The 20,422-nt window shown below is 69.0% G+C and carries 18 protein-coding genes; 2 read left to right on the forward strand and 16 right to left on the reverse strand.

The genetic code is table 11. From position 1 onward, the window contains the following. Positions 1 to 68: 68 nt before the first annotated feature. On the forward strand, positions 69 to 1,733 hold the full coding sequence (gene ettA, locus LG380_RS09560) for an energy-dependent translational throttle protein EttA (protein WP_225764815.1): 1,665 nt from the start codon (positions 69 to 71) through the stop codon (positions 1,731 to 1,733). Here the strand turns inward: ettA and LG380_RS09565 are convergent. Together LG380_RS09565 and LG380_RS09570 are read right to left on the reverse strand one after the other, a co-directional pair. Continuing rightward, positions 1,649 to 2,398 carry a DUF3667 domain-containing protein gene (locus LG380_RS09565; RefSeq protein ID WP_318780094.1) on the reverse strand — a complete coding sequence of 250 codons (750 nt, stop codon included), beginning with the start codon at positions 2,396 to 2,398 and terminating at the stop codon, positions 1,649 to 1,651. The two genes, ettA and LG380_RS09565, sit on opposite strands and share 85 nt — an antisense overlap. Before the next feature lie 3 nt (positions 2,399 to 2,401). Next, positions 2,402 to 2,548 carry a hypothetical protein gene (locus LG380_RS09570; RefSeq protein ID WP_225764816.1) on the reverse strand — a complete coding sequence of 49 codons (147 nt, stop codon included), beginning with the start codon at positions 2,546 to 2,548 and terminating at the stop codon, positions 2,402 to 2,404. Between the two features lie 141 nt (positions 2,549 to 2,689). On the opposite strand from LG380_RS09570, the gene LG380_RS09575 reads away from it, so the two are divergent. Continuing rightward, positions 2,690 to 4,006 (forward strand): NCS2 family permease, encoded by a 1,317-nt coding sequence (locus LG380_RS09575; RefSeq protein WP_225764817.1) that lies wholly within the window; start codon positions 2,690 to 2,692, stop codon positions 4,004 to 4,006. Here the strand turns inward: LG380_RS09575 and LG380_RS09580 are convergent. From LG380_RS09580 to LG380_RS09645, 14 genes are all read right to left on the reverse strand, one after another. Further along, on the reverse strand, positions 3,991 to 5,415 hold the full coding sequence (locus LG380_RS09580) for a lipid II flippase MurJ (RefSeq protein WP_225764818.1): 1,425 nt from the start codon (positions 5,413 to 5,415) through the stop codon (positions 3,991 to 3,993). The two genes, LG380_RS09575 and LG380_RS09580, sit on opposite strands and share 16 nt — an antisense overlap. A gap of 4 nt (positions 5,416 to 5,419) precedes the next feature. Next, positions 5,420 to 6,241 (reverse strand): acyltransferase, encoded by an 822-nt coding sequence (locus LG380_RS09585; RefSeq protein ID WP_225764819.1) that lies wholly within the window; start codon positions 6,239 to 6,241, stop codon positions 5,420 to 5,422. Further along, on the reverse strand, positions 6,238 to 7,635 hold the full coding sequence (locus LG380_RS09590) for an O-antigen ligase family protein (RefSeq protein WP_225764820.1): 1,398 nt from the start codon (positions 7,633 to 7,635) through the stop codon (positions 6,238 to 6,240). The genes LG380_RS09585 and LG380_RS09590 overlap by 4 nt, the downstream gene beginning before the upstream one ends. Continuing rightward, entirely contained in the window at positions 7,632 to 8,729 is a 1,098-nt protein-coding gene (locus LG380_RS09595; protein ID WP_225764821.1) for a glycosyltransferase family 1 protein, read from the reverse strand. The genes LG380_RS09590 and LG380_RS09595 overlap by 4 nt, the downstream gene beginning before the upstream one ends. Continuing rightward, positions 8,726 to 9,928 (reverse strand): glycosyltransferase family 4 protein, encoded by a 1,203-nt coding sequence (locus LG380_RS09600; RefSeq protein WP_225764822.1) that lies wholly within the window; start codon positions 9,926 to 9,928, stop codon positions 8,726 to 8,728. The genes LG380_RS09595 and LG380_RS09600 overlap by 4 nt, the downstream gene beginning before the upstream one ends. After that, the gene (locus LG380_RS09605; protein ID WP_225764824.1) at positions 9,925 to 11,259 is read right to left on the reverse strand and encodes a beta-galactosidase; all 1,335 of its coding nucleotides are present in this window, start codon (positions 11,257 to 11,259) and stop codon (positions 9,925 to 9,927) included. Before LG380_RS09605 ends, LG380_RS09600 begins: the two co-directional genes overlap by 4 nt. Further along, positions 11,256 to 12,419 carry a glycosyltransferase gene (locus LG380_RS09610; protein WP_225764826.1) on the reverse strand — a complete coding sequence of 388 codons (1,164 nt, stop codon included), beginning with the start codon at positions 12,417 to 12,419 and terminating at the stop codon, positions 11,256 to 11,258. The genes LG380_RS09605 and LG380_RS09610 overlap by 4 nt, the downstream gene beginning before the upstream one ends. Further along, a complete protein-coding gene (locus LG380_RS09615; protein WP_225764827.1) occupies positions 12,420 to 14,402 on the reverse strand; it encodes a hypothetical protein in 1,983 nt (660 codons plus the stop codon). It lies immediately after the preceding gene. After that, on the reverse strand, positions 14,399 to 15,178 hold the full coding sequence (locus LG380_RS09620; RefSeq protein WP_225764828.1) for a polysaccharide biosynthesis/export family protein: 780 nt from the start codon (positions 15,176 to 15,178) through the stop codon (positions 14,399 to 14,401). Before LG380_RS09620 ends, LG380_RS09615 begins: the two co-directional genes overlap by 4 nt. Continuing rightward, positions 15,178 to 16,104: a glycosyltransferase gene (locus LG380_RS09625; protein WP_225764829.1), complete on the reverse strand. Its 927-nt coding sequence runs from the start codon at positions 16,102 to 16,104 to the stop codon at positions 15,178 to 15,180. The genes LG380_RS09620 and LG380_RS09625 overlap by 1 nt, the downstream gene beginning before the upstream one ends. 79 nt (positions 16,105 to 16,183) lie before the next feature. Then, complete coding sequence (locus LG380_RS09630) at positions 16,184 to 17,527, reverse strand: exopolysaccharide biosynthesis polyprenyl glycosylphosphotransferase (protein WP_263973779.1); 1,344 nt, start codon at positions 17,525 to 17,527, stop codon at positions 16,184 to 16,186. A gap of 251 nt (positions 17,528 to 17,778) precedes the next feature. After that, positions 17,779 to 18,276, reverse strand: coding sequence for a DUF4197 domain-containing protein (locus tag LG380_RS09635; protein ID WP_225764830.1), 498 nt, complete (start codon positions 18,274 to 18,276; stop codon positions 17,779 to 17,781). 78 nt (positions 18,277 to 18,354) lie between these two features. Continuing rightward, positions 18,355 to 19,533 carry a nicotinate phosphoribosyltransferase gene (gene pncB, locus LG380_RS09640; protein WP_225764831.1) on the reverse strand — a complete coding sequence of 393 codons (1,179 nt, stop codon included), beginning with the start codon at positions 19,531 to 19,533 and terminating at the stop codon, positions 18,355 to 18,357. A gap of 52 nt (positions 19,534 to 19,585) precedes the next feature. Further along, positions 19,586 to 20,422, reverse strand: a complete 837-nt coding sequence (locus LG380_RS09645; RefSeq protein ID WP_225764832.1) for a glycosyltransferase family 2 protein — start codon at positions 20,420 to 20,422, stop codon at positions 19,586 to 19,588.

Here is a 20,422-nt window from a genome sequence, read left to right on the forward strand (position 1 = left end):
CCATCCCTCTTTTGCCCTGGACCTGTCCGATTCCCGGACCGGGCAAGGCGTGCGCTTACGGAGACTTCATGTCCTCGCAATACATCTACACCATGAGCCGCGTGTCCAAGGTGGTCCCGCCCAAGCGGCAGATCATCAAGGACATCTCGCTGAGCTTCTTCCCGGGCGCCAAGATCGGCCTGCTCGGCCTCAACGGTGCCGGCAAGTCGACCGTGCTGAAGATCATGGCCGGCGTGGACACCGATTTCGAGGGCGAGGCCCGCCCGCAGCCGGGCATCAAGGTCGGCTACCTGGAGCAGGAACCGCGCCTGGATCCGGAGCAGACCGTGCGCGAAGCGGTCGAGGAAGGCGTCGGCGAGGTACTGCAGGCCCAGGCCGCGCTGGAAGCCGTGTACGCCGCCTATGCCGAGGAAGGCGCCGACTTCGACGCGCTGGCCAAGGAGCAGGAGCGCCTGGAGGCGATCCTCGCCGCCGGTGACGCCCACACCCTGGAGAACCAGCTGGACGTGGCCGCCGATGCGCTGCGCCTGCCGCCGTGGGACGCGAAGATCGGCAACCTGTCCGGTGGCGAGAAGCGCCGCGTCGCGCTGTGCCGCCTGCTGCTGCAGAAGCCGGACATGCTGCTGCTCGACGAACCGACCAACCACCTCGACGCCGAGTCGGTGGAATGGCTGGAGCAGTTCCTGGCCCGTTACACCGGCACCGTGGTGGCCGTCACCCATGATCGCTACTTCCTGGACAACGCCGCCGAGTGGATCCTGGAACTGGACCGCGGCCGCGGCATTCCGTGGAAGGGCAACTACACCCAGTGGCTGGAGCAGAAGGAAGAGCGCCTGAAGCAGGAAGACAACCAGGAAAAGGCTCGCCAGAAGGCCATCCAGAAGGAACTGGAGTGGTCGCGCCAGAACGCCAAGGGTGGTCGCACCAAGGGCAAGGCCCGTCTGGCCCGCCTGGAAGAGCTGCAGAGCGTCGACTACCAGAAGCGCAACGAGACCAATGAAATCTTCATCCCGCCGGGCGAGCGCCTGGGCAACTCGGTGATGGAGTTCAGGAACGTCTCCAAGAAGTTTGGCGACCGCCTGCTGATCGACAACCTGTCGATGATCATCCCGCCCGGTGCCATCGTCGGCATCATCGGTCCGAACGGTGCCGGCAAGTCGACGCTGTTCAAGATGATCACCGGCCAGGAAAAGCCGGACTCGGGCGAGATCGTCGTCGGCCCGACCGTGCAGCTGTCCTACGTGGACCAGAGCCGCGACAAGCTGGAAGGCGACAAGACCGTGTTCGAGGAAGTGTCCGGTGGCCTGGACATCCTCAACATCAACGGCATCGAGATCCAGTCGCGCGCCTACATCGGCCGCTTCAACTTCAAGGGCCAGGACCAGCAGAAGCGCGTCGGTTCGCTGTCCGGTGGTGAGCGTGGCCGCCTGCACATGGCCAAGACCCTGCTGCAGGGCGGCAACGTGCTGCTGCTCGACGAACCGTCCAACGACCTGGACATCGAGACCCTGCGTGCGCTGGAAGATGCGCTGCTGGAGTTCCCGGGCAACACCTTCGTCATCTCGCATGACCGCTGGTTCCTGGACCGCATCGCCACCCACATCATCGCCTTCGAGGGCGACTCGCACGTGGAGTTCTTCCAGGGCAACTACCGCGAGTACGAAGAGGACAAGAAGCGTCGACTCGGCGACGATGCCGGTCCCAAGCGCCTGCGCTTCAAGGCGCTGAAGTAAGAGCTGCAGCAAACGCCCGCCATCCGGCGGGCGTTTCGTTTCAGGGAGCCGTGCTCAGCGCAGCGCTCCGGACGCCACCATGACCAGCCCGGTGATGAACGACTGCGCAACCGAGAACATGCCCCAGGCCGACGATGCCACGCAGCATGGCCTTCCACCACGGATAGCCGGCGAAGAACTGGACCAGCGCGAACAGCTGGAAGGCAAGCGAGCACACGATCCCCCCAGCCCACTGCGGCGGGCACCCAGCGCCGCAGCGCCAGCTCCCCCATCCAGAACAGGAAGCTCTGCGCGGTAAGGAAGGTGGCGACCACCAGCCATTCGGAATAGTTGAGGCCGCCAACACGATGGAAGGCCAGCCGCAGGGCCAGCGCTTCCAGCGGCAGCATCAGCAGGGTCATGGCCGCGAAGTTGCGGTTGGCCCATGCCTGCACTGCCTTCATCGACTCGTGCGCCGCGATCGCAACCTGGTCCGGATTGCCCACAAGATCCCCACCCGCCTGCCTCGCCGAGCCGATAAGGTCGCCGCCGGCGGTAAAACGACCGACCAGCACCACCGCCGCACCGGAGACCAGCAGCAACGTCAGTGGTTTGACATGGCGCGCGCGGCGGCCCTCGATGTAATCGCGTATCAACCTGCCGGGACGCAGCAGCAGGCTGCCCAGCGATTACGGCAACCCGCGGTCCAGCTTGAAAACACCGTGCCGCACCTGCTCGACCAGGTAGCTCCAGTCGATGCGCCGCTGGCCCGGCGGCCGGCCGCAGGCCGGACAGAAGTTGAGGAGCGCATCGCCACTGGCGTGACCGCATTCCATGCACTGCGCACTCGTCATCCGCCACCCCCGGAAACAGAGGCCGCATCATGACTGCCGTGCACGCAGCCGCGGCGGGGTGCTGCAGTAAGCTGCAGCCGGTCGCCACGCGCGGCCCCCTGCCCACCCCATCCGGAGCCTGCGATGTCCCTGCCCGAACGCCTGTTCAAGCTCAGCGAACACGGCACCAGCGTGCGCACCGAACTGCTGGCCGGGCTGACCACGTTCCTGACGATGTCCTACATCGTGTTCGTCAATCCGGCGATCCTGGGCACCACCGGCATGGACCCGGGCGCGGTATTCGTGGCGACCTGCCTGGCCGCGGCGCTGGGCTCGGCGGTGATGGCGCTGGCGGCCAACTTCCCGGTCGGCATGGCCCCGGGCATGGGCCTGAATGCCTTCTTTGCCTTTACCGTGGTCGGGGCCGCCGGCCTGCCGTGGCAGCAGGCGCTGGCCGCGGTACTGATCTCCGGCATCGTGTTCCTGGTGCTGTCGCTGACCGGCGTGCGCAGCTGGCTGGTGGCCGGCATCCCGCCGTCGCTGCGCAGCGCGATCGTGGCAGGCATCGGCCTGTTCCTGGCAATCATCGCGCTGCAGAAATCCAACGTGGTGATCGGCGATGCCGACACCCTGATCCGGCTCGGGCCGATGGACACCGCGCCGCCGCTGCTGGCGATGGGCGGCTTCCTGCTGATCGCGATCCTGGAAGCCCGCCGCATCCGCGGTGCGATCCTGATCGGCATCCTCTCCGTCACCGCGATTGCCTGGGCACTGGGGCTGGTGCAGTGGCAGGGGCTGGTGTCGCTGCCGCCGTCACTGGCACCGACCTTCCTGCAGCTGGACCTGGCCGGCCTGCTGCACTGGGACGATGGCGCGGCGTGGTCGGTGCTGCTGCACGTGGTGCTGGTATTCGTGCTGGTGGAAGTGTTCGACGCCACCGGCACGCTGTACGGCGTGGCCAGCCGCGCCGGCCTGCTGAAGCTGCCCAGCGGCCAGAAGCGCTTCGGCCGCGCGCTGCTGGCCGACAGCACCGCGATCGTCGCCGGTTCGCTGCTGGGCACCAGTTCCACCACCGCGTTCGCCGAGTCGGCATCGGGCGTGGAAGCCGGCGGCCGCACCGGCCTGACCGCGCTGGTGATCGCCGCGCTGTTCCTGGCTGCCCTGCTGTTCTCGCCGTTGGCGGCAATGGTCCCGCCCTACGCCACCGCCCCTGCCCTGCTGTACGTGGCCGGGCTGATGCTGCGCGAGCTGGTGGAGATCGAGTGGCAGGAACTGACCGAGGCGGTGCCGGCCGCGCTGTGTGCGCTGGCGATGCCGTTCACCTACTCCATTGCCAACGGCCTGGCCTTTGGCTTCATCGCCTACACCGTGCTCAAGGCCGGCACCGGCAAATGGCGCGAGGTGCATCCGGCCGTGTGGCTGGTAGCGGTGCTGTTCGCGCTGCGCTATGCGCTGGAGTAGAGACTGGATTGGCGCCGGGTCCACAGCCCCAGCGCCAGCAACCACGCCCCGGCATGGGCACTGGCCAGCAGCAGCTGGACAACACCGGCGGTAGTGACCTGCAGCAGAGCGGCCGTGCCCAGGCCCAGCGCGGTGAGCCCAGGCAGCCAGCGCACCGTGGCGTCATCCAGCAGGCGCGCCTGACGCAACAGCAGGGTGGCGGTGACCACACATCCGGCCAGCGTGGCCCAGGCGATGCCCGGCATTCCGGCCGCCAGCGGCAGCAGCACCAGTCCGACGGCGGTCACCGCGTTGCCGGCCAGTTCGTAGCGCAGTGGCGTGAGCGTGTCGCCACCGGCATAGGCGTGGCGGGCGAGCAAGGCATTCCAGCCGCCGAACACGATGACGCAGGCAAACCATGCCAGCAGCTCGGGCAAGGGTCCGTCGGCAAGGCCCGGCGGCAGCATCCAACCCACCAACACCGGTGCGGCCGCGACCAGGCCCAGCGCCGCCGGTACGGTCAGCGCCGCGGTCAGCAACAGCCCCTGGCGCAGCGTGTGGCGGCGGCCGGTGGGGTCAGCCTGCTGTCCGACCATCCGGGCCAGCAGCACCTGGTTGAGGCTGCCCAGCGCGACCAGCGGCAGGTTGACCAGCTTGCGCGCGAGGTTGACCACGGTGATCGCACCCTCGCCCAGCCACGACGCGCAGATCCGTTCCAGCAGTGCCAGTGCCTGGCTGGCAGAAGCGCTGACCAGCAGCGCTCCCAGCCTGCGGTAAAGGATGAGGGCCTGTTCGGCCGAGAGGCGGCCACGCCACGGCCGCCAGCCACCGGCGCACAACAGCGGCAGCGCCGAGGCCAGCATCAGCCAGCCGCCGGCGACGAAGGCCCAGGCCAGCGTCCGTTCGTCCACCGTCGCGCCTCGCATCGCCAGCAGCAACACCGCCGGCAGGTTGTAGATCAGGGAGCCCAGCCCGGCGAGCAGGAAGCGCCCACGCGCCTGGCCCACCGCCGCGGCCAGTGCATGCAGCAGCAGCGCCGGCAACATCGCCGCCAGCAATCCCAGCGAGCCGGCGGCGACCTGCCAGCCTTCGTTGCCCAGGCCGGGCCCGACCACGCGCACCCACCATGGCGCGCCGCCGGCCAGCCCCGCGGCCAGGGCCACGCCGAGCAGCAGCAGGCTCCACCACTGGCTGGTGAGCCAGCGTCCCTTTGCAGTGTCGTGCTGAGCGGCCAGCAGCGGCATCGCCGCCGCCGCCAGCAGGCCGCTGGCCAAGGTCATGCGCACCGCCTCGGGCACGAACATCGCCACCAGGAAGGCGTCGGTACGTGCGCCGGCACCCCATGCGGCCACCAGCAGCCATTCGCGGGCAAAGCCCAGCACCAGGCCGGCCACCGTGGCCAGGGTCAAGCTGAGCGTGGTGCGCAGCATCGGCTCAGTGCAGCAGGGTCAGCAGGTTCTTGCCGCCCACCCGGTAGTTGAGGTTGTGCGGGCGTTCGCCCATGACCTTGGCTCCGGTACCGCCGACGATCTTGTACGGCGCCACATCCTTGGCCACCACGGTATTGGCGGTGACCACGCTGCCACGGCCCAGGCGCGCACCGTGGGCGACCAGCGCGCGGCTGGCAACCCACACGTAGTCCTCGATCACGATCGGCGCGGAGATCGACCAGAACTCCGGTGCGGCGAGATCATGGCTGCCGGCGATGATCAGCACGTGGGAGGCGATGGCGACGTGGTCGCCGATGCGCAGGCCGGCGCGGGCATCGATCTGGCAGTGCCAGGCGATGACGCTGTCGCGCCCGATCACCAGGTTGTTGATCCCCAGCACCTCGGTGTTGCGCCAGATGGTCGAGCCCTCGCCGATCTTGGCCCCGCCCAGCCGCAGCCAGGTCAGCCGCACCCAGTGGAACGGCACCTTGTTGATGGCGATGTTGTAGAGCTGCTCCCACATCCGCAGCCAGCGGTCCTTGAACGTCGGCCAGTTGATACCGAAGGCCGGCACCAGCTGGATGCCCAGGTCCTGCTTGAACGCGGCGTACAGGCGGCGGGCGTTGGCATCGGCCAGCCGCTGTTCGATGTCCACCGAGCAGATCGACACCCGCACCCCGTCGCTGCCGGGTTCCTCGAACACGACCTCGTTGGCCAGCAGCCACTGGTAGGCGTCGGCGACCTGCGGCGGCGCCAGTTGCAGGCGCGCGGCGTAGTCGTCCAGCCGCGTGGCCAGGTCGTTGGAGTGGTGGATGCGGTGCCTCATGGTTTGTCTCCGGATGACAGTCTGGGAGCGCCCGGCGATCCGGCCGCGACGGCGGCCGCGCCCTGCATGCCCAGTCCGGCCACCAGCCAGAACAGTGCAAGCAGGACCATCGTCGAGCTGTAGTAGTGGTCGATCAGGCCAGTGACCAGCGCGGCCACCAGCGCGGTGGTGGCGCCCATCCAGATCGCGTTGCCGGCATGGATCGGGCCGGGGCGGCCGCGCGGGGCCACCGCGCGCCACCAGCGCACGGTCGTGACCACGTGCAGCAGCATGCCGATCAGGCCCAGCTTGTAGACCAGGTGCAGCCACAGGTTGGAAATGCCAAGCAGGCCGCTGCCCGGCACAGGCGGTTCGGTCCTGAAGCCGATGCCCAGCGGGTAGCGCGCCATTGCCTCGGGGAAGCGCCGGTATTCGTCCATGCGCACTTCGGTGGACGCATTCCCGGCGCTGAACATGGTGGCCAGTCGCGCCTGCAGCGGCGCGTAACCCAGCGCCAGTCCGGCTCCGAGCAGCACCCCACCCAGCAACAGCGCGCGTGCACCGGGCACACGCAGCCAGGCCAGCCAGGCCAGCACCACGCCCACGGCCAGGATGGCGCCACGCGAGCCGGACAGCAGCAGCGCCGCGGCGCCAAGCACGGCCACCGCCACGCCGAGCCAGCGGCGCCAGCCGGAAGTGCCCAGCGCATAGAACGCTGCCAAGGGCACGAACATCGCCATCGCACCGCCGGTCAGGTTGGGATGCACCCACGGCGTGCCCAGGCGCGCGTGTTCGGCGCTGAAAATGTCCTGCAACGCTTCCGGATGCGCATAGCGCAGCAGCCTGAGCACCGGGATCATTTCCATCGCATTGCGGTGCTGCACGAACAGCGCCAGCGACAACAACAGCATCGCCAGGTTGCCCAGCAACAGCATCACTACCAGGTTGTCGCGTTGTTGCGGGCGGGCGAGCAGCCACGGCGCGAGCAGCAGCGGCGACAGGTTGGCCAGCCACCGCACCCAGTTGACCCAGCCATTGCCGTCGGCAGCGATGCTGGCCTGGCCGACCAGCAAGGGCACCACGCTGAAGGCGGCCAGCAGCAGCAGCGAGCGCTGAACCGGATCGGGCCGCAGCGGCGGTTGCCGCTGGAACAGCAGTTGCAGGCCGACGCCCAGCCAGGTCATGCCCAGCACCGCTTCGGCCATGGTGAAACGGAAGCCCAGGTTGATCGAGCTGTAGGGGGCGAAGGTGGCCAGCAGCGCGAACAGCGACAGCCCGGCCGTGGGCCAGCGCAGCACCACCAGCGCCAGCGGCACGCCGGCCAGCAGCACGCTGAACTTCTCCAGCGGCAACAGCAGCAGTGCCGCGCCGAACAGCATGCCCAGCGCGGCGGCCAGCCAGCGTCCACCGCTCATCGGCAGGCCTCCGCCAGCAGCTCGGCCAAGCGGGCACGGTAGACCTGCGCATCGAAACGCGCCGCCGCTGCCTGCAGGTTCTCCACGGTCTCGCCTGGGTGGCGTCCGCCGCAGGCGCGCAGCAAGGCCGCGTCCAGGCTGGGGGGGCTGTATGGATCAAACCGCAACGCGTAGTCGGGCAGGATTTCGTCCAGAGCGCTGCCCGTGGCGGCGGCTACCGGCGTGCCCTGGGCCATGGCTTCGATCACCGGCAGGCCGAAGCCTTCGGCCCAGGCTGGATGGAACAGGCGGCCGGCACCGCGGTACACGGCGGCCAGGGTCGCGTCGTCGATACCCGACAGCCAGTGCAGGCCGTTGGACTTGGCCAGCTCCGACGGCACGTCCAGCGCTGAGCCGACCACCACCAGCGGCGGCAGCCCATGCCCATGGTTGCGCAGCGCACGCCAGCGTTGAAGCAACAGCGCCAGGTTCTTGCGTGGCTCGCGGCTGCCGACCGCCAGCCAGTAGCCCGGCGGCAGCCCCTCGGGCAGTGCCGACGGCGGCGGCAACGGCACGACGGCGTTGTGCAGCACGCGCACGCGCTGCGCGCTGGCCGGGAAGAGTTTCGCCAGCTCACCGGCGCTGTAGGCCGAGGGCGTCCACAGCCGGTCGGCCGTGCGCACCGCGTGGCCGACCAGGTAGCGATCCATGTTGCGGTAGACCGCCGCGCGCAGCGCACTCGCATGAGCGCCGGGCAGGGTCAGCTGGAACAGGTCATGGACCAGGGTCACCAGGCGCACGCGTGGCCGCCTTAGCAGCGGCAGGCCGCTGTTGGCGGTGGCGATGTAAAGGTCCAGCTGCAGTCGCGGCAGTTGCCGCGGCAGGAACCCAGCCTCGAAACGCAAGCGCTGTTCCGGCCGGTGCAGCCGCGCGGGCGCGACCTCGACATCGGGACAGTGACAGGACTGCCGGTGTGGATGCGCCGCCGGGGCCATGGTCAGGCGCACTGGCTCGTGGCCCAGTTCAGCCAGTGCAGCTTCCATCGCCAGCACCTGGCGGGAAATACCCGAGTGCGGCGCAGCGGTCACCGGCCGGTAATCAATCCCTACCCTCATCCACACACTCCGGCATAGACCGCTTCGAGCTGGTCAGCCGAGCGCTGCCAGTCGTGTTGTTCGCACACATAGCCACGCGCGGCCACCGCCAGCCGTGCCGCCTGCGCCGGATCGGCCTGCAGTTCGACCATCGCCCGCGCCAGTCCTTCGGCATCGGCGGCCAGGCGGCAATGCACGCCATCGCTGACCGCCAACCCGGAGACGGCCTGCGCGGTCGCCACCAGCGGCAGTCCGGCGGCCATGGCCTCGATCACCTTGAGCTTGGAGCCGCCACCATCGCGCAGCGGGGCGACGAACAGGCTCGAGCGCGCCTGCTCGACCGCCAGCTCGGGCACGTAGCCGATCCAGTCGATGCGCGGATCACGCCAGCGCTGCGCCCACTGCGGCGGCAGCGCGTGGCCGCACAGGGCAATGCGCAGCCGTGGCGCCTGGGCCCAGGCCCGTGGCATCACTTCGTCCAGCAGCCACTGCACCGCATCCACGTTCGGCGGGTATTCGAAGTTGCCGACGAACAACGCGCGCGCGGCGTGCAGGTCCGGCTGCACCACGGCAAGCGCCCCGGTATCACTGCCGTTGACGACCACCGCCACCGGGCTGGCGGCCATCGCGGCGAACACACGTGCATCGTCGGCCGTCATCGCCACCACGTGGTCGGCCTCGCCCAGCACCTTGCGCTCCCAGCGGCGGTAGCGACGCCGGTCGTGCCCGGCAAGGCTGCGCAGCGGCCACGGCAAGCGCGCATAGGTGACCGCGGCCAGTTGTGATTCGACGTTGTGCTCGGTCAGCACCAGCGGCGCACGTCGCCGGCGCAGTGGCTCGCGGCACGGCTGGTAGGTGTAGGAGTGCTCGACCTGGATGACATCCCAGTCCTGCTCGAGCAGTCGTTCCAGCTGCTGCGACAGCGCCGGCGCGTGGCCGTTGACGGTGGCCAGCAGCGGCAACGGCGACACCAGCCCGTGCCACAGCGTGCGTGCCGAGCGCAGCGGTCGCCGCGGCAGCACCACCAGCTTCTCCAGCAGCGGCTCCAGTCGCGCGGCGGTCTCCGCATCCAGCGGCGTCTTGGACTGCACCACCAGGGTGATGCGGTGGCCACGCGCGGCCAGGCAGCGCAGCAGGTGGTACTGGCGCAGCTTGCCGCCGCTGGTGGTCGGCCACGGCAGGTACGGCATCACCCACAGCAGGCGCAGCGGACGCTTCACCACTGCAGCACCTGCAGCTGGGTGGTCACCGGCAGTTGCAGCTGGCCATCGCTGGCCAGTACCGCCTCGCGGCGGTTGCCCAGGATGTCGTGCAGCCAGCCGCGTTCGACACCCGCAACGGTGACCTGCCCCGGGGTGCCGCCCCAGTACATCCACAGGTTGCGGCCGTCAGCGGTGCGCCAGCTGATCGATATCAGACCTTCCGGCGGCGCCTGCACCGACGGGCCCTGGCCCGGCAGCAGGCTGGGACCGGTCACCGCCAGCAGCCGCTGCAGCGCGAGATAGGCAGGCTTGGGCCGGGCCTGTTCGTCGAGCAGCCCATAGCGGCGATCACGCGGACTGGCGCGCTCGTCCAGATCGCTGAGCGCGAACAGGAACACCTTGTCGTAATCCAGCGCGGCCATCAGTGCCAATCGCCGCAACACGTAATCGGCCTGGCCGAGCTCGCCGACCAGCGCCTGTTCCTCGACCGGGCCGTCATAGCTGGACCAGCCCCATTCGTCGGCCCATATCTCGCGCGCGCCAAAGGCGCGCAGGGCGGCGTTGCCCTGGCGGGCGCGGGCGATGAAGTCCAGTTCCTTGGGGTCATCGCCCTCGGGGTACTGCGAGTACGGGTGGTAGGCGGTGACGATGTCCAGTTCGTAGAGTCCGCCGGCGGCCAGCGCCGGGATCATCAGTTCGCCACCACGGGTAGGCATCTGGCTGTAGTACGCCATTCCGCCCAGCACGATCTTGCGGCCCGGCACCTGCGCCTGCATCGCGTGGTAGCTGGCCAGCAGCAACTGGCCGTAGGCCGCCGGGTCCTCGCGCGGACGCCAGAACGCGGGCAGGTTGGGTTCGTTCCAGACCTGCCAGGCGGCGACCTGGGGATAGCGCCTGGCCAGTTCCACCAAGGCCTGCGCATAGGCCTGCGGGTCGCGCGGCGGGTACTGGTCAGGGGTCGGGCTGCCGGGCGGCGCGGAGGTGGCGTGCGGCGCCGAGCCCACCAGGTAGACCTCGGCCTTGAGTCCGCGCGCGGCGATCTCGGCCATCATCGGGTCGAGCACGTCCCAGCGCCACTGCCCCGGCTGCGGCTCGATCGTGTCCCAGTGCAGGTCGATGCGGACCCAGGACAGGCCCAGTGCCTGCAGCCGGTCCAGCTGCCGCGTCTGGCGCGCGGTATCGAACCAGAGCAGGTGCGCGTTGACGCCGAGGAAATCGCCCCACACCACCTCGCGTCCGGGTACCAGGCCGACCGGTTCCCGGGCCTGGCTGCTGCAGCCGCCAAGCAGCAGCAACCAGCCACCAAGCAACAGCGTGGCCACGCCACGCAGTACGTTTCCACCGATCATCGATGCACCTCCAGGACATGATTGAACAGACCGGCGAAGTGGCCGGCCACCTGGTCCCAACGGCGCTGCTCCCCGAGTGCGGCCGCCTGCCCTGCCCAGCGCGACACGCGCGTGGGCTCGTCGATCAGGCGGGTGATGGCCGCGGCCATCGCCTGTACATCGTCCTGTGGCACCACCTGGCCATTGCCTTGCGAGAGCTCCTCGGCGAAGGCGCGGGTATCGGTGGCCAGCACGCCACGACCACAGGCATGGGCCCAGGACAGCGCGCCACTGGTACCGCACATGCGCCCGAGCAGGCGGATCCGCCACGACTGCCGGTAAGGCAGCACCATCACGTGGTGGGCCTGGATGCAGTCGACGATGCGCGCGGCAGGCAGGTCCAGCTCCCAGCGCAGGCGGTCGCCGATGCCCAGCCCGGACGCCAGCGCCTGCAGCTGGGCCAGGTAGTCACCGCCTCCTGCAAAGGTCAGCTCCGGTGCGGTGCCGCCGGCCAGGGTCAGGCGCACGGCCGCGCGTGGACGCGCGGCCACGACCTTCGCCAGCGCCCGCAGCAGCATCTCGATGCCCTTGCCCGGATAGATGAAGCCGAAGTACAGCAACTGCAGCGTGTCCCCGGCTGGCAGCGCAACCGGCGTGACCTGTGGATTGCCATGGGCGATGCAGTGGACCCGGCTGCGCTCCACGCGCATGCGCCGCGCCAGCTGGTCGGCACCGGTGCCGGTGAGGGTGACCAGTGCGGACAGGCCGCGCGCCAACCGGCGTTCGCGGCGCAGCGTGGCGCGGTCGGTGGCCAGCGCGTGCAACTGCGGCAACGGCCGCGGCCAGCTGCCTATGCGCCGCCCCAGTGCGGACGGTGCCGGGTTGCGCCAGACCAGGCGCTCCGGATCGTGCACGGTGGCCGTCAGCCGCGGCCCGGTCGGCCGCGCCTGCAGTTGCTCCAGGTGCAGGAACTCGCGGGCGCGGCCGCCCCCGAGCTCGGCATGGACCAGGTCCACCTGCTTCCAGAACCCGTCATGCGCTGCCGGCCAGTGGCCGTCCGCATCCTGCGGCGGCACCACGACCTCCACCCCGCGTGCAGCCATCGCCGCGCGCCAGGCGCCGGCGTAGTCGGCAATACCGCTCTGCACGGGCGGCAACGGGGCAAGCAGCGCGATCCTCACTCAGTGGACCCCCAGCCAGCGGCCGGCACGGCCCCACACTCGCTGCGGGATCTCGTAGACGCGGCGGTTGAGCACGATGCCATCGGCCCGGCCCAGCGCGCCCCGCAGGGTGGCCAGCGCGTTCTCCACCGCCGGCACCGTGGTGCGGCGCGCCTGCACCACCAGCACCACGAAACCACAGTCACGCAGCGCCAGCAGCGCGCCTTCCTGGCTGAGCGGCGGCGCGGCACGCACCACCACCTCGCCCGGGCCGGCCACGCAGCCGTCTCCGTCGACCACGGCGTGGCCATTGCGCGCGAGCATCTGCCGCAGGTGGGCGGCGACGAAACGCACGCCCTCGCCGCACTGATTGGAGGTCAACCCGATGGTCAGGCCGGAGCTGGCGACCTGTGCCAGCGGCAGCCTGCAGTACAGCCGCAGCAACCCGGCGCGCAGCGCTGCGGCATCGGTGCCGGGATCAAGCTCGGGCAGTGTGGCCAGCACCGGGACGCCGAAGGTCGGCTCGATGCGACCACCATCGTGGATGCGCTGGTCCATGAGGTACAGCACGAACACCACGATCGCGGCCACCGCCAGCGCCACCGGCAGCACCAGTGCGAGCATCAGCATGCTCTTGGGGAACACCCGCGAAGGCGTATAGCTGGACTCGCCGACCAGCGCCACGTTGCTGAGGCGATGGCGGTTGAGGTCGCGGATCACACGGGCACGCAACAGGTAATCGGAGTACTGGGCGAAGGCGCGCTCGGCAGTGGACAGCTCCAGGCTCAGGCGGGTAAGCGAGGGCTCGGCTGCCATCACCGTCTCGCGCTCCTGCTGCAGCGCCAGTATCTGTGCATCCAGCTCAGCGACGTTGGCATCGATCTTGCCCATCGCCACCTGCGCGTCCTGCCGGTCCTGGCGCAGGCGCACGCCCAGGCTGTTGGGCGAGAGGTTGCGCGACCGCACCACCATTTCATCCAGCCGCGCGATCTGTTCGCCCAGCTCGAGGATGCTCTGTTCCACGGTCAGCACCGCCGGTGCGCCGGGAGTGTAGGTGCGCAGCAGTTCAAGGCGCTGCGCCTGCAGGCTGTTGTACTTGAGCTGCAGGTCCTGCCGGGCCGGGTTGAGGCTGATCTCGCGGTCGGTGACCACTTCGCCGTCCACCCGCGGCAGCTGCCGGTTGGCCACCTGCACGATGCCGGACAGCGCCTGGCGCTGGGCCATGAGGTCGCGGCGCTGGCGGTACAGCTGCTGCAGCTTGTCGGTGACATCGACGATGCGCTGCTCGACGCTGGTCGCATCGATCTCGCGCAACTGCCCGCGCATCTGCCGCTTGAGCGCGGCGATGCTTTCGTTGAGTTCGTTGCTCTGCGCCATGTAGAAGTCGAACAAAGCGTCGCCGCCGGCGGCCTTGGCGCGCTCGTCAAAGTACGCATCGACCCATGCGCGCGAGATCGCCTGCGCGATCTGCGGATCGCCCCAGGTCACGCGCATCTCCATCACGTTGGAGCCGGAGTCATGGCCCACGGACAGGCGCTTGGCCATGCGCGCGGCGAGGCGGTCGGCCGGCGGCGCCGGGTCCATCAGCCGCACCAGCACCAATCCGTCGCGTACTGTCTCCTTGGCCCAGGCAGCGGCCTTGCCAAGCTTGAACTTCACCCGCGCCCAGCCCCCTTCCGGCGGCACCGAGGACAGTTCCAGGTAGGCCTTGGCCACGCGCTGCATCACTGGCGTGCTGGTGGCCAGCTTCTCCTCGTCCAGCAGCGGGTCGCGTTGCGGGCTCTGCTGCACGAAGCCCGCTTCCGGCCCCGGCTGCACCGGCAGCTGTACGCTGGCGGTCTCGGTGGGCTTGACCAGCAGCCGCGCGTCGGAAACGTAACGGCTGGGCAGCAGGAACGCGCCCAGCACCACCACCACGAGCGTGGCCAAGAACGCCCAGCGGAACTCGCGGGAGAAGATGAAAAGCAGGCGCAGCAGGTCGCGGAAGCCGCGGATCTCGATCATGGCTGTACCAGGTCGTTGGAGTTGATGCGGTACTCGGGTTCGTTGATCTGGTAGTTCACCCCCAGCCCCACGCCCCGGAACAACAGCAGCTGGGTGACGTACATGTCCACCCGCTGGATTGCATTGCCGATGCGCGAGCTCGGCACGAACACCAGGTCTCCGCGCTGCAACCGCACTGGCGGCCGGCCGTTGTTGCTGCTGGCGAGCATGTCGGCGTAGTCGAAGAAGTAGATCTGCTGCGTGCCCTGCGCGTCCTCGCGCACCAGCGCCACGCGCCGCGCATCAGCCGTGGGCAGTACCCCGCCGGTGGCGGTGATGGCCTGGGCTACGGTGGAATGTGAGGCCAGCTCGAACGCACCCGGGTTGCGCACCGCACCGCCGACGAACACGCGGTTGCCCGGCGCCTCGGCGATGTTGATCGTCACCCGCGGGTAGCGGTAGATCGTAGCCAGCCCTTCGCTGATGTGCACGGCTACGTCCTCGGGGGTGCGTCCGGCCACCGGCACGGTACCCAGGTGCGGATAGGCGATCATCCCGTCCGGCCGCACCGTGAACAGTGTGGCCTCGTCGCGTTCGGCCGGCGACTGCGCGTCGCGCACGATGCGCAGCGTATCGCCGGCATGGATCAGCACCTGCGGCGGCGGCAACTGCTCCGGCGCGAACGTGGCCAGCTGGCGCCCGGAAATCTCCTTGCCGGGCGGCAGCCGCACCACGTTGGGCGTGCAGCCGGTACACAGCAGCAACAGGGCCATGGCCCCGGTCAACAACCTCACCATCATTGGCTCCCCTTCCAGTAGCCCGGGAACATGCTGACCCGGCGTTTGATTGATGCTGGCAACCAGCGCTCGAGATGCCCGAGGCGATAGCCAGCCAGCTTGGCGGCGGTGCGTACCAGCACCTCGCCGGCGCGCCGACGGCGTCCGGCAGCGGCCAGCGCGGCCAGCTCCGAGCGCACGAAGCGCAGGCCCTCGCCACCAGCGCTGCCAAAGCTGCGCGCGATCCAGCGCTCGCGGCTGTAGAACACGCCGATGTCGAAGTAACGGCGCATTTCTTCCAGCACCCGGTAATCGTGCGAATGCCAGGCCTGGGCCTCGGCGACGTAGGCGACCTGGTAGCCGGCCAGCAGCATGCGTCCGGCGACGTGCGCGTCCTCGCTGCCGATCACGTCGCGCGGGAAGCCACCGACCTCCTGCAGCGCGCTGCGGCGGTAGGCGGCGAACGCGTCGGAACTGAAGCAGGTCTTGATGCCCAGCTCGCCGGCGTCCTCCATGCGCTTGGTACGCGAACGCGGCGGATAGTTGAACTGGCGGCCGTGCGCGGCCAGCAGGTCGGCGCCAGGGTGCGGTAGCTGGCGGCCGTAGGCCACCCCGTTGCGCGGATCGGCCAGCAGGCCCTCGACCAGCCGGCGCAACGCATCCGGTGGCACCGGCACCGCGTCCTGGGTGAGGTACACCAGCACGTCGGCATCGACCTGCTCGGCGGCCCACTGGCGGGTCCCGCCGTGGTTGAACTGCGAGGCGGGAATGGCCAGCACGCGCGCGCCGAAGCCGCGCCAAAGCTCCGGGCTGCCGTCGGAGGACTCGCTATCCACCACCAGCCACTGCGCCGGCTGAAGGTCCTGCGCACGCAGTGCCGGCAACAGCCGCTGCATATGGGCACGGCCATTGCGCACCGGGATGATCACGGCCACCCGCGGCTGCATCAGTAGGCCGCCTTCATCGACAGGACCGCCGGCACCGTGCGCAGCAGCACATACACATCCAGGCCCAGCGACCAGTTCTCTATGTAGGCCAGGTCGTACTCGACGCGCTTCTGGATCTTCTCGACCGTTCGGTCTCGCCCCGGTAGCCATAGACCTGGGCCAGGCCGGTAATGCCCGGCTTGACCTTGTGCCGGGCCACGTAGTTGGCCACTGCCTGCTCGAACGGCAAGTCGGCGGCCTTGGTCGCGGTGGCATGCGGTCGCGGACCGACCAGCGACATGCTGCCTTCGAGCACGTTGAACAACTGCGGCAACTCGTCCAGGCTGGTGCGGCGGATGAAGCGCCCGACCCGGGTAACCCGCGGGTCGTCGCTGGTGGTCTGGCGCGCCGCGTCCATGTCGCGCTGGTGGTGGTACATCGAGCGGAACTTGTAAACCTCGATCAGCTGCTGGTTGTAGCCATAGCGCTTCTGCCGGAACAGCACCGGCCCGCGCGAATCGCACTTGACCGCCACCGCGACCAGCAGCATCAAGGGCGAGAGCAGCAGCAGCGCAATGCTGGCCAGGACGATGTCCTCCAGTCGCTTGAAGGTCGGCGCCCAGCCCTTGAGCGGCGGTTCGCACACGACCAGCATCGGGATGTCGGCGATCTCGGCCACACGCGGCATGGCGTAATCGAACGAGTCCATTTCCGGGACGAGGAACACTTCCACCGGCAGGCGGCGCAGCTCGGCGGCGTAGTGCTGGTTGCGGCGCGAGGCGGTCATTGGCAGCGCCACCAGCACCTGGTCGACCTGGTTGTCGCGGATCAGCCGCTCCAGCTCGTGGAAATCGCCCAGCAACTGCGCATGCAGGTCCACGTCCAGGCGTTCGGGTGCGCGATCATCGATGAAACCCAGCAGCCCCGAGCCGATCTCGCCATTGCGCAGCATGCGTTCGGCGAGCAGGCGGCCGTTGCGGGTCGCGCCCAGGATCACCGAGCGACCGACGAAATAGCCGCGACCCATCAACCGCGCGAACACGGCCAGGATCACCATGCGCCCGACCACCAGCAGCAGCGCGGTCAGCGTGTACCAAGCCATGGCCATCCCCAGCGAACCCTGCGAGGCGGGCACGAACACCGAATGCAGCAGCAGCACCAGGCCAAAGGTCGCCGACCACGCCAGCAGCATCCGCCGCAACTGCAGCTGGTTGGTGAACATCTGCCGCCCATACACCCCGGTCACGCCGAAGGCCAGCACGCAGACCACGCCGGCCATTACACCCAGCACCATTGGCTGCTGGTCACCGGCGTGGAAGTCCAGGGTCAGCGCAGCCGGGAGGGCGGCGACGAGGAAATGGTAGAGGCGCGCCAGCAGCCGCGCCCAGAGGATCACGGACGGCGCGGCACGCGATAGCGGTACATCCTGATGCAACAGGCGCATGGGTTCGCTCGGACGGATGGTGTCGAATCGGCAACCCGCCCGGCGCGCCGGATTCGACGCGACGACATTGGCTTGCCCCCTACAAACCAGGACTGCTACAGCTTTACCCCGGCATATTCCACACTTTTTTTGTGCGACGCGTCAATAAACGACTTTGGGAGGCTTGTCAAAACCGGCACGAAGGTGTGGCAGACCGAAACGCGGACACGTCGTACGCGGCGGCCCGTCCGGGGAACAGGGAGCCAGGGAACTCAGCCGCCGAACACCTGGCGACGGAAGTACTGGGTCGCCGCGTCGTCGCCGCCGGTGAGGATGGCCTGCGCATCGGTCAGGCTCATCGCCCGGATCGAGTCGCCCAGCAGCTCGGCAGCCACTGGTACCGCCTGCTCGGCGGCGCGGTTGAGGCTGAGGTGGAAGGCATCGACCCGCTCGCCCTGGCCGAACTGGCGCGCCAAGGTTTCGTACCTGGCCAGGCCCGACGGCAACGGGATGCAGTAATTGCTGCCCCAGAAGCCATCGTTGCGCCCCAGGGTGTTGAGCGCCCTGCTGGCGCCACTGGCCAAGGCTTCCTTCAGCCCGGCGGCAATCTCGCTCTGTGACAGCGCCCCGGTGGCTGCCGGGGAGGCGGCGGTCGCCGCAGCGGCTGCCTTGAGCTTCTCGCGCCCGCTCTTGGCCGAGGCCTGGGTCGCAGTGGCCAGGGCCAGCACGACCAGGGAGCCAAGGACGAGGGTTTGGGTGGATCGCTTCATGCGGGAAAGTCCGTGAGGGATGTTGAGAAGGTGGTGCTGCGCGTGTGCGGGCCGCCGGAACCACGCAGGAAGGGGGGCTCAGGCTTCCGGGGGCAGCTCGAACACCTGGCGCAGATAGGACAGGTAGCCGGGGTCGTCACACATGCTCTTGCCCGGCGAGTCGGACAGCTTTGCCACCGGCTGGCCGTTGCAGCGGATCATCTTGATCACGATGTTCAGCGGCTTGGGGCCCAGGTCATTGGTCAGGTGGGTACCGACGCCGAAGGCGACCTGGCTGCGGCCGCGGAAGTAGTCGTACAGTTCCATCACCTTGGCGATGTCCAGGCCGTCGCTGAAGACCAGCACCTTGCTCAGCGGATCGGTCTTGTTGGCCTTGAGGTGCTCGATGATACGGTCGCCCCAGGCAAACGGATCGCCCGAATCGTGGCGGATGCCGTCGAACAGCTTGCAGAAGTACATGTCGAAGTCGCGCAGGAAGGCATTGAGCCCGACCACGTCCGACAGCGCGATGCCGAGGTCGCCGCGGTACTCGCGCGCCCAGCCTTCCAGCGCGGCCGATTGCGAGTCGACCAGGCGCGGGCCCAGTGCCTGGAAGGCCTGCAGCCACTCATGGGCCATGGTGCCGTGCGGGGTCATGCCGTACAGCCGCGCGAAATGCACGTTGGAGGTGCCGACGAACTGGCTGCCGAGCTGGTCGCGGATCAGCGGCAGCATGTGCCCGTGCCACTGGTGCGAATAGCGCCGGCGGGTGCCGTAATCGGCGATGCGGCACAGCTCGAAACCCGGTGCGTCGCGCAGCAGCGCGGTCTTGGCCGCGAGCCGGCGCTCACCCTCGGCGAAGTCGGCGGTGGTGGTGTTGCGGAACCAGACCTCGTTGATGATCGCCAGCAGCGGCACCTCGAACAGGATCGTGTGCAGCCACGGCCCGGTGATGTCCAGTTCGATCTCGCCCGGCACGCTGGCCGAGGGACGCAGGTCGATGTACTTGCGATCCAGGTGGAACAGGCCGAGGAAATCGACGAAGTCGTTCTTGATGTAGCGCAGCCCGCGCATGTACGCCAGCTCTTCGTCGCTGAAGCGCAGGCTGCACAGGTGGTCGATCTCGACGTTGATCTGGTCGATGAACTGCGCAAGGTCGATGCCGGGCGTGCGGCACTTGAACCGGTACTGGACGATCGCGCCGGGGTACTGGTGCAGCACCGCCTGCATCATCGTGAACTTGTACAGGTCGGTGTCGAGCAGGGACTGGATGATCATGGCCGCATTATGCCGGCCCCCATCCCCGCCACCAGTGATGGCGCTGCCCGGCTCAGCCGCGCAGCAGGATGCGCGGGACCTGCACCGCGGCATGCGCCCAGATCGCCAGCCACACCGCCATGCGCATCGGCCACGGCCGGCTGGCCGCCTCGAATTTTCCGAAGTAGCGCCACATCCCGCGATGCTTGTGCCACTCGACGAAGAATGGCCGTGCCCGGCTCGAGACCCCGCGCACGTGCAGCACCTGCAGGCCGTTGGCGATGGCCACCACGGCCCCGGCCTGGCGCGCGCGGCGGCACAGGTCCAGGTCCTCGGCATGCAGGCGGTAGCCGGCGTCCCAGCCGCCGAGGCGACCGAACAGCGCGCGCGGCATCAGCATCAGCGCTCCGGAAATGGCGTCGACCTCCTGCAGCTGGCGCGAGCGGTCCGCTGCCACCGCCAGCCGCGAACCGGCACCGGGCGAGCGCAGCATCGCGGCGAAATCCGGGTCACGGCGGCGCACCGCCTCGTCGGCCCTGCCCTGCACATCGACCTGCTCCACGCCCAGCACGCAGTCGCCGCGCCCCTGCGCCAGTTCGCGCAGGCGGGCCAGCGTTTCGGGCTCGACCATCAGGTCGGGATTGATGAAGGCCAGCCACGGTGCACTGCCTTCGACCGCGCCCTGGTTGCAGGCAGTGGCAAAGCCCGGGTTGTCCGGGTTGGCGATGAAGCGCACGCGCGCATCGGCCAATGCGTGCTGCTGCACGATCTGCAGCGTGTCATCGGCCGAGGCGTTGTCGACCACGCGGATCTCGGCCACGTCGGCCGCCGCGCGCAGGCAGCGCAGGCAGCGGTCGATGGTGCTGCCGCTATGGAACGTCACGACGACGGCGGTGATGGCGTGGCTCAC

It is taken from the genome of Stenotrophomonas sp. Marseille-Q4652 (genome assembly GCF_916618915.1).
Lineage (GTDB): Bacteria > Pseudomonadota > Gammaproteobacteria > Xanthomonadales > Xanthomonadaceae > Stenotrophomonas.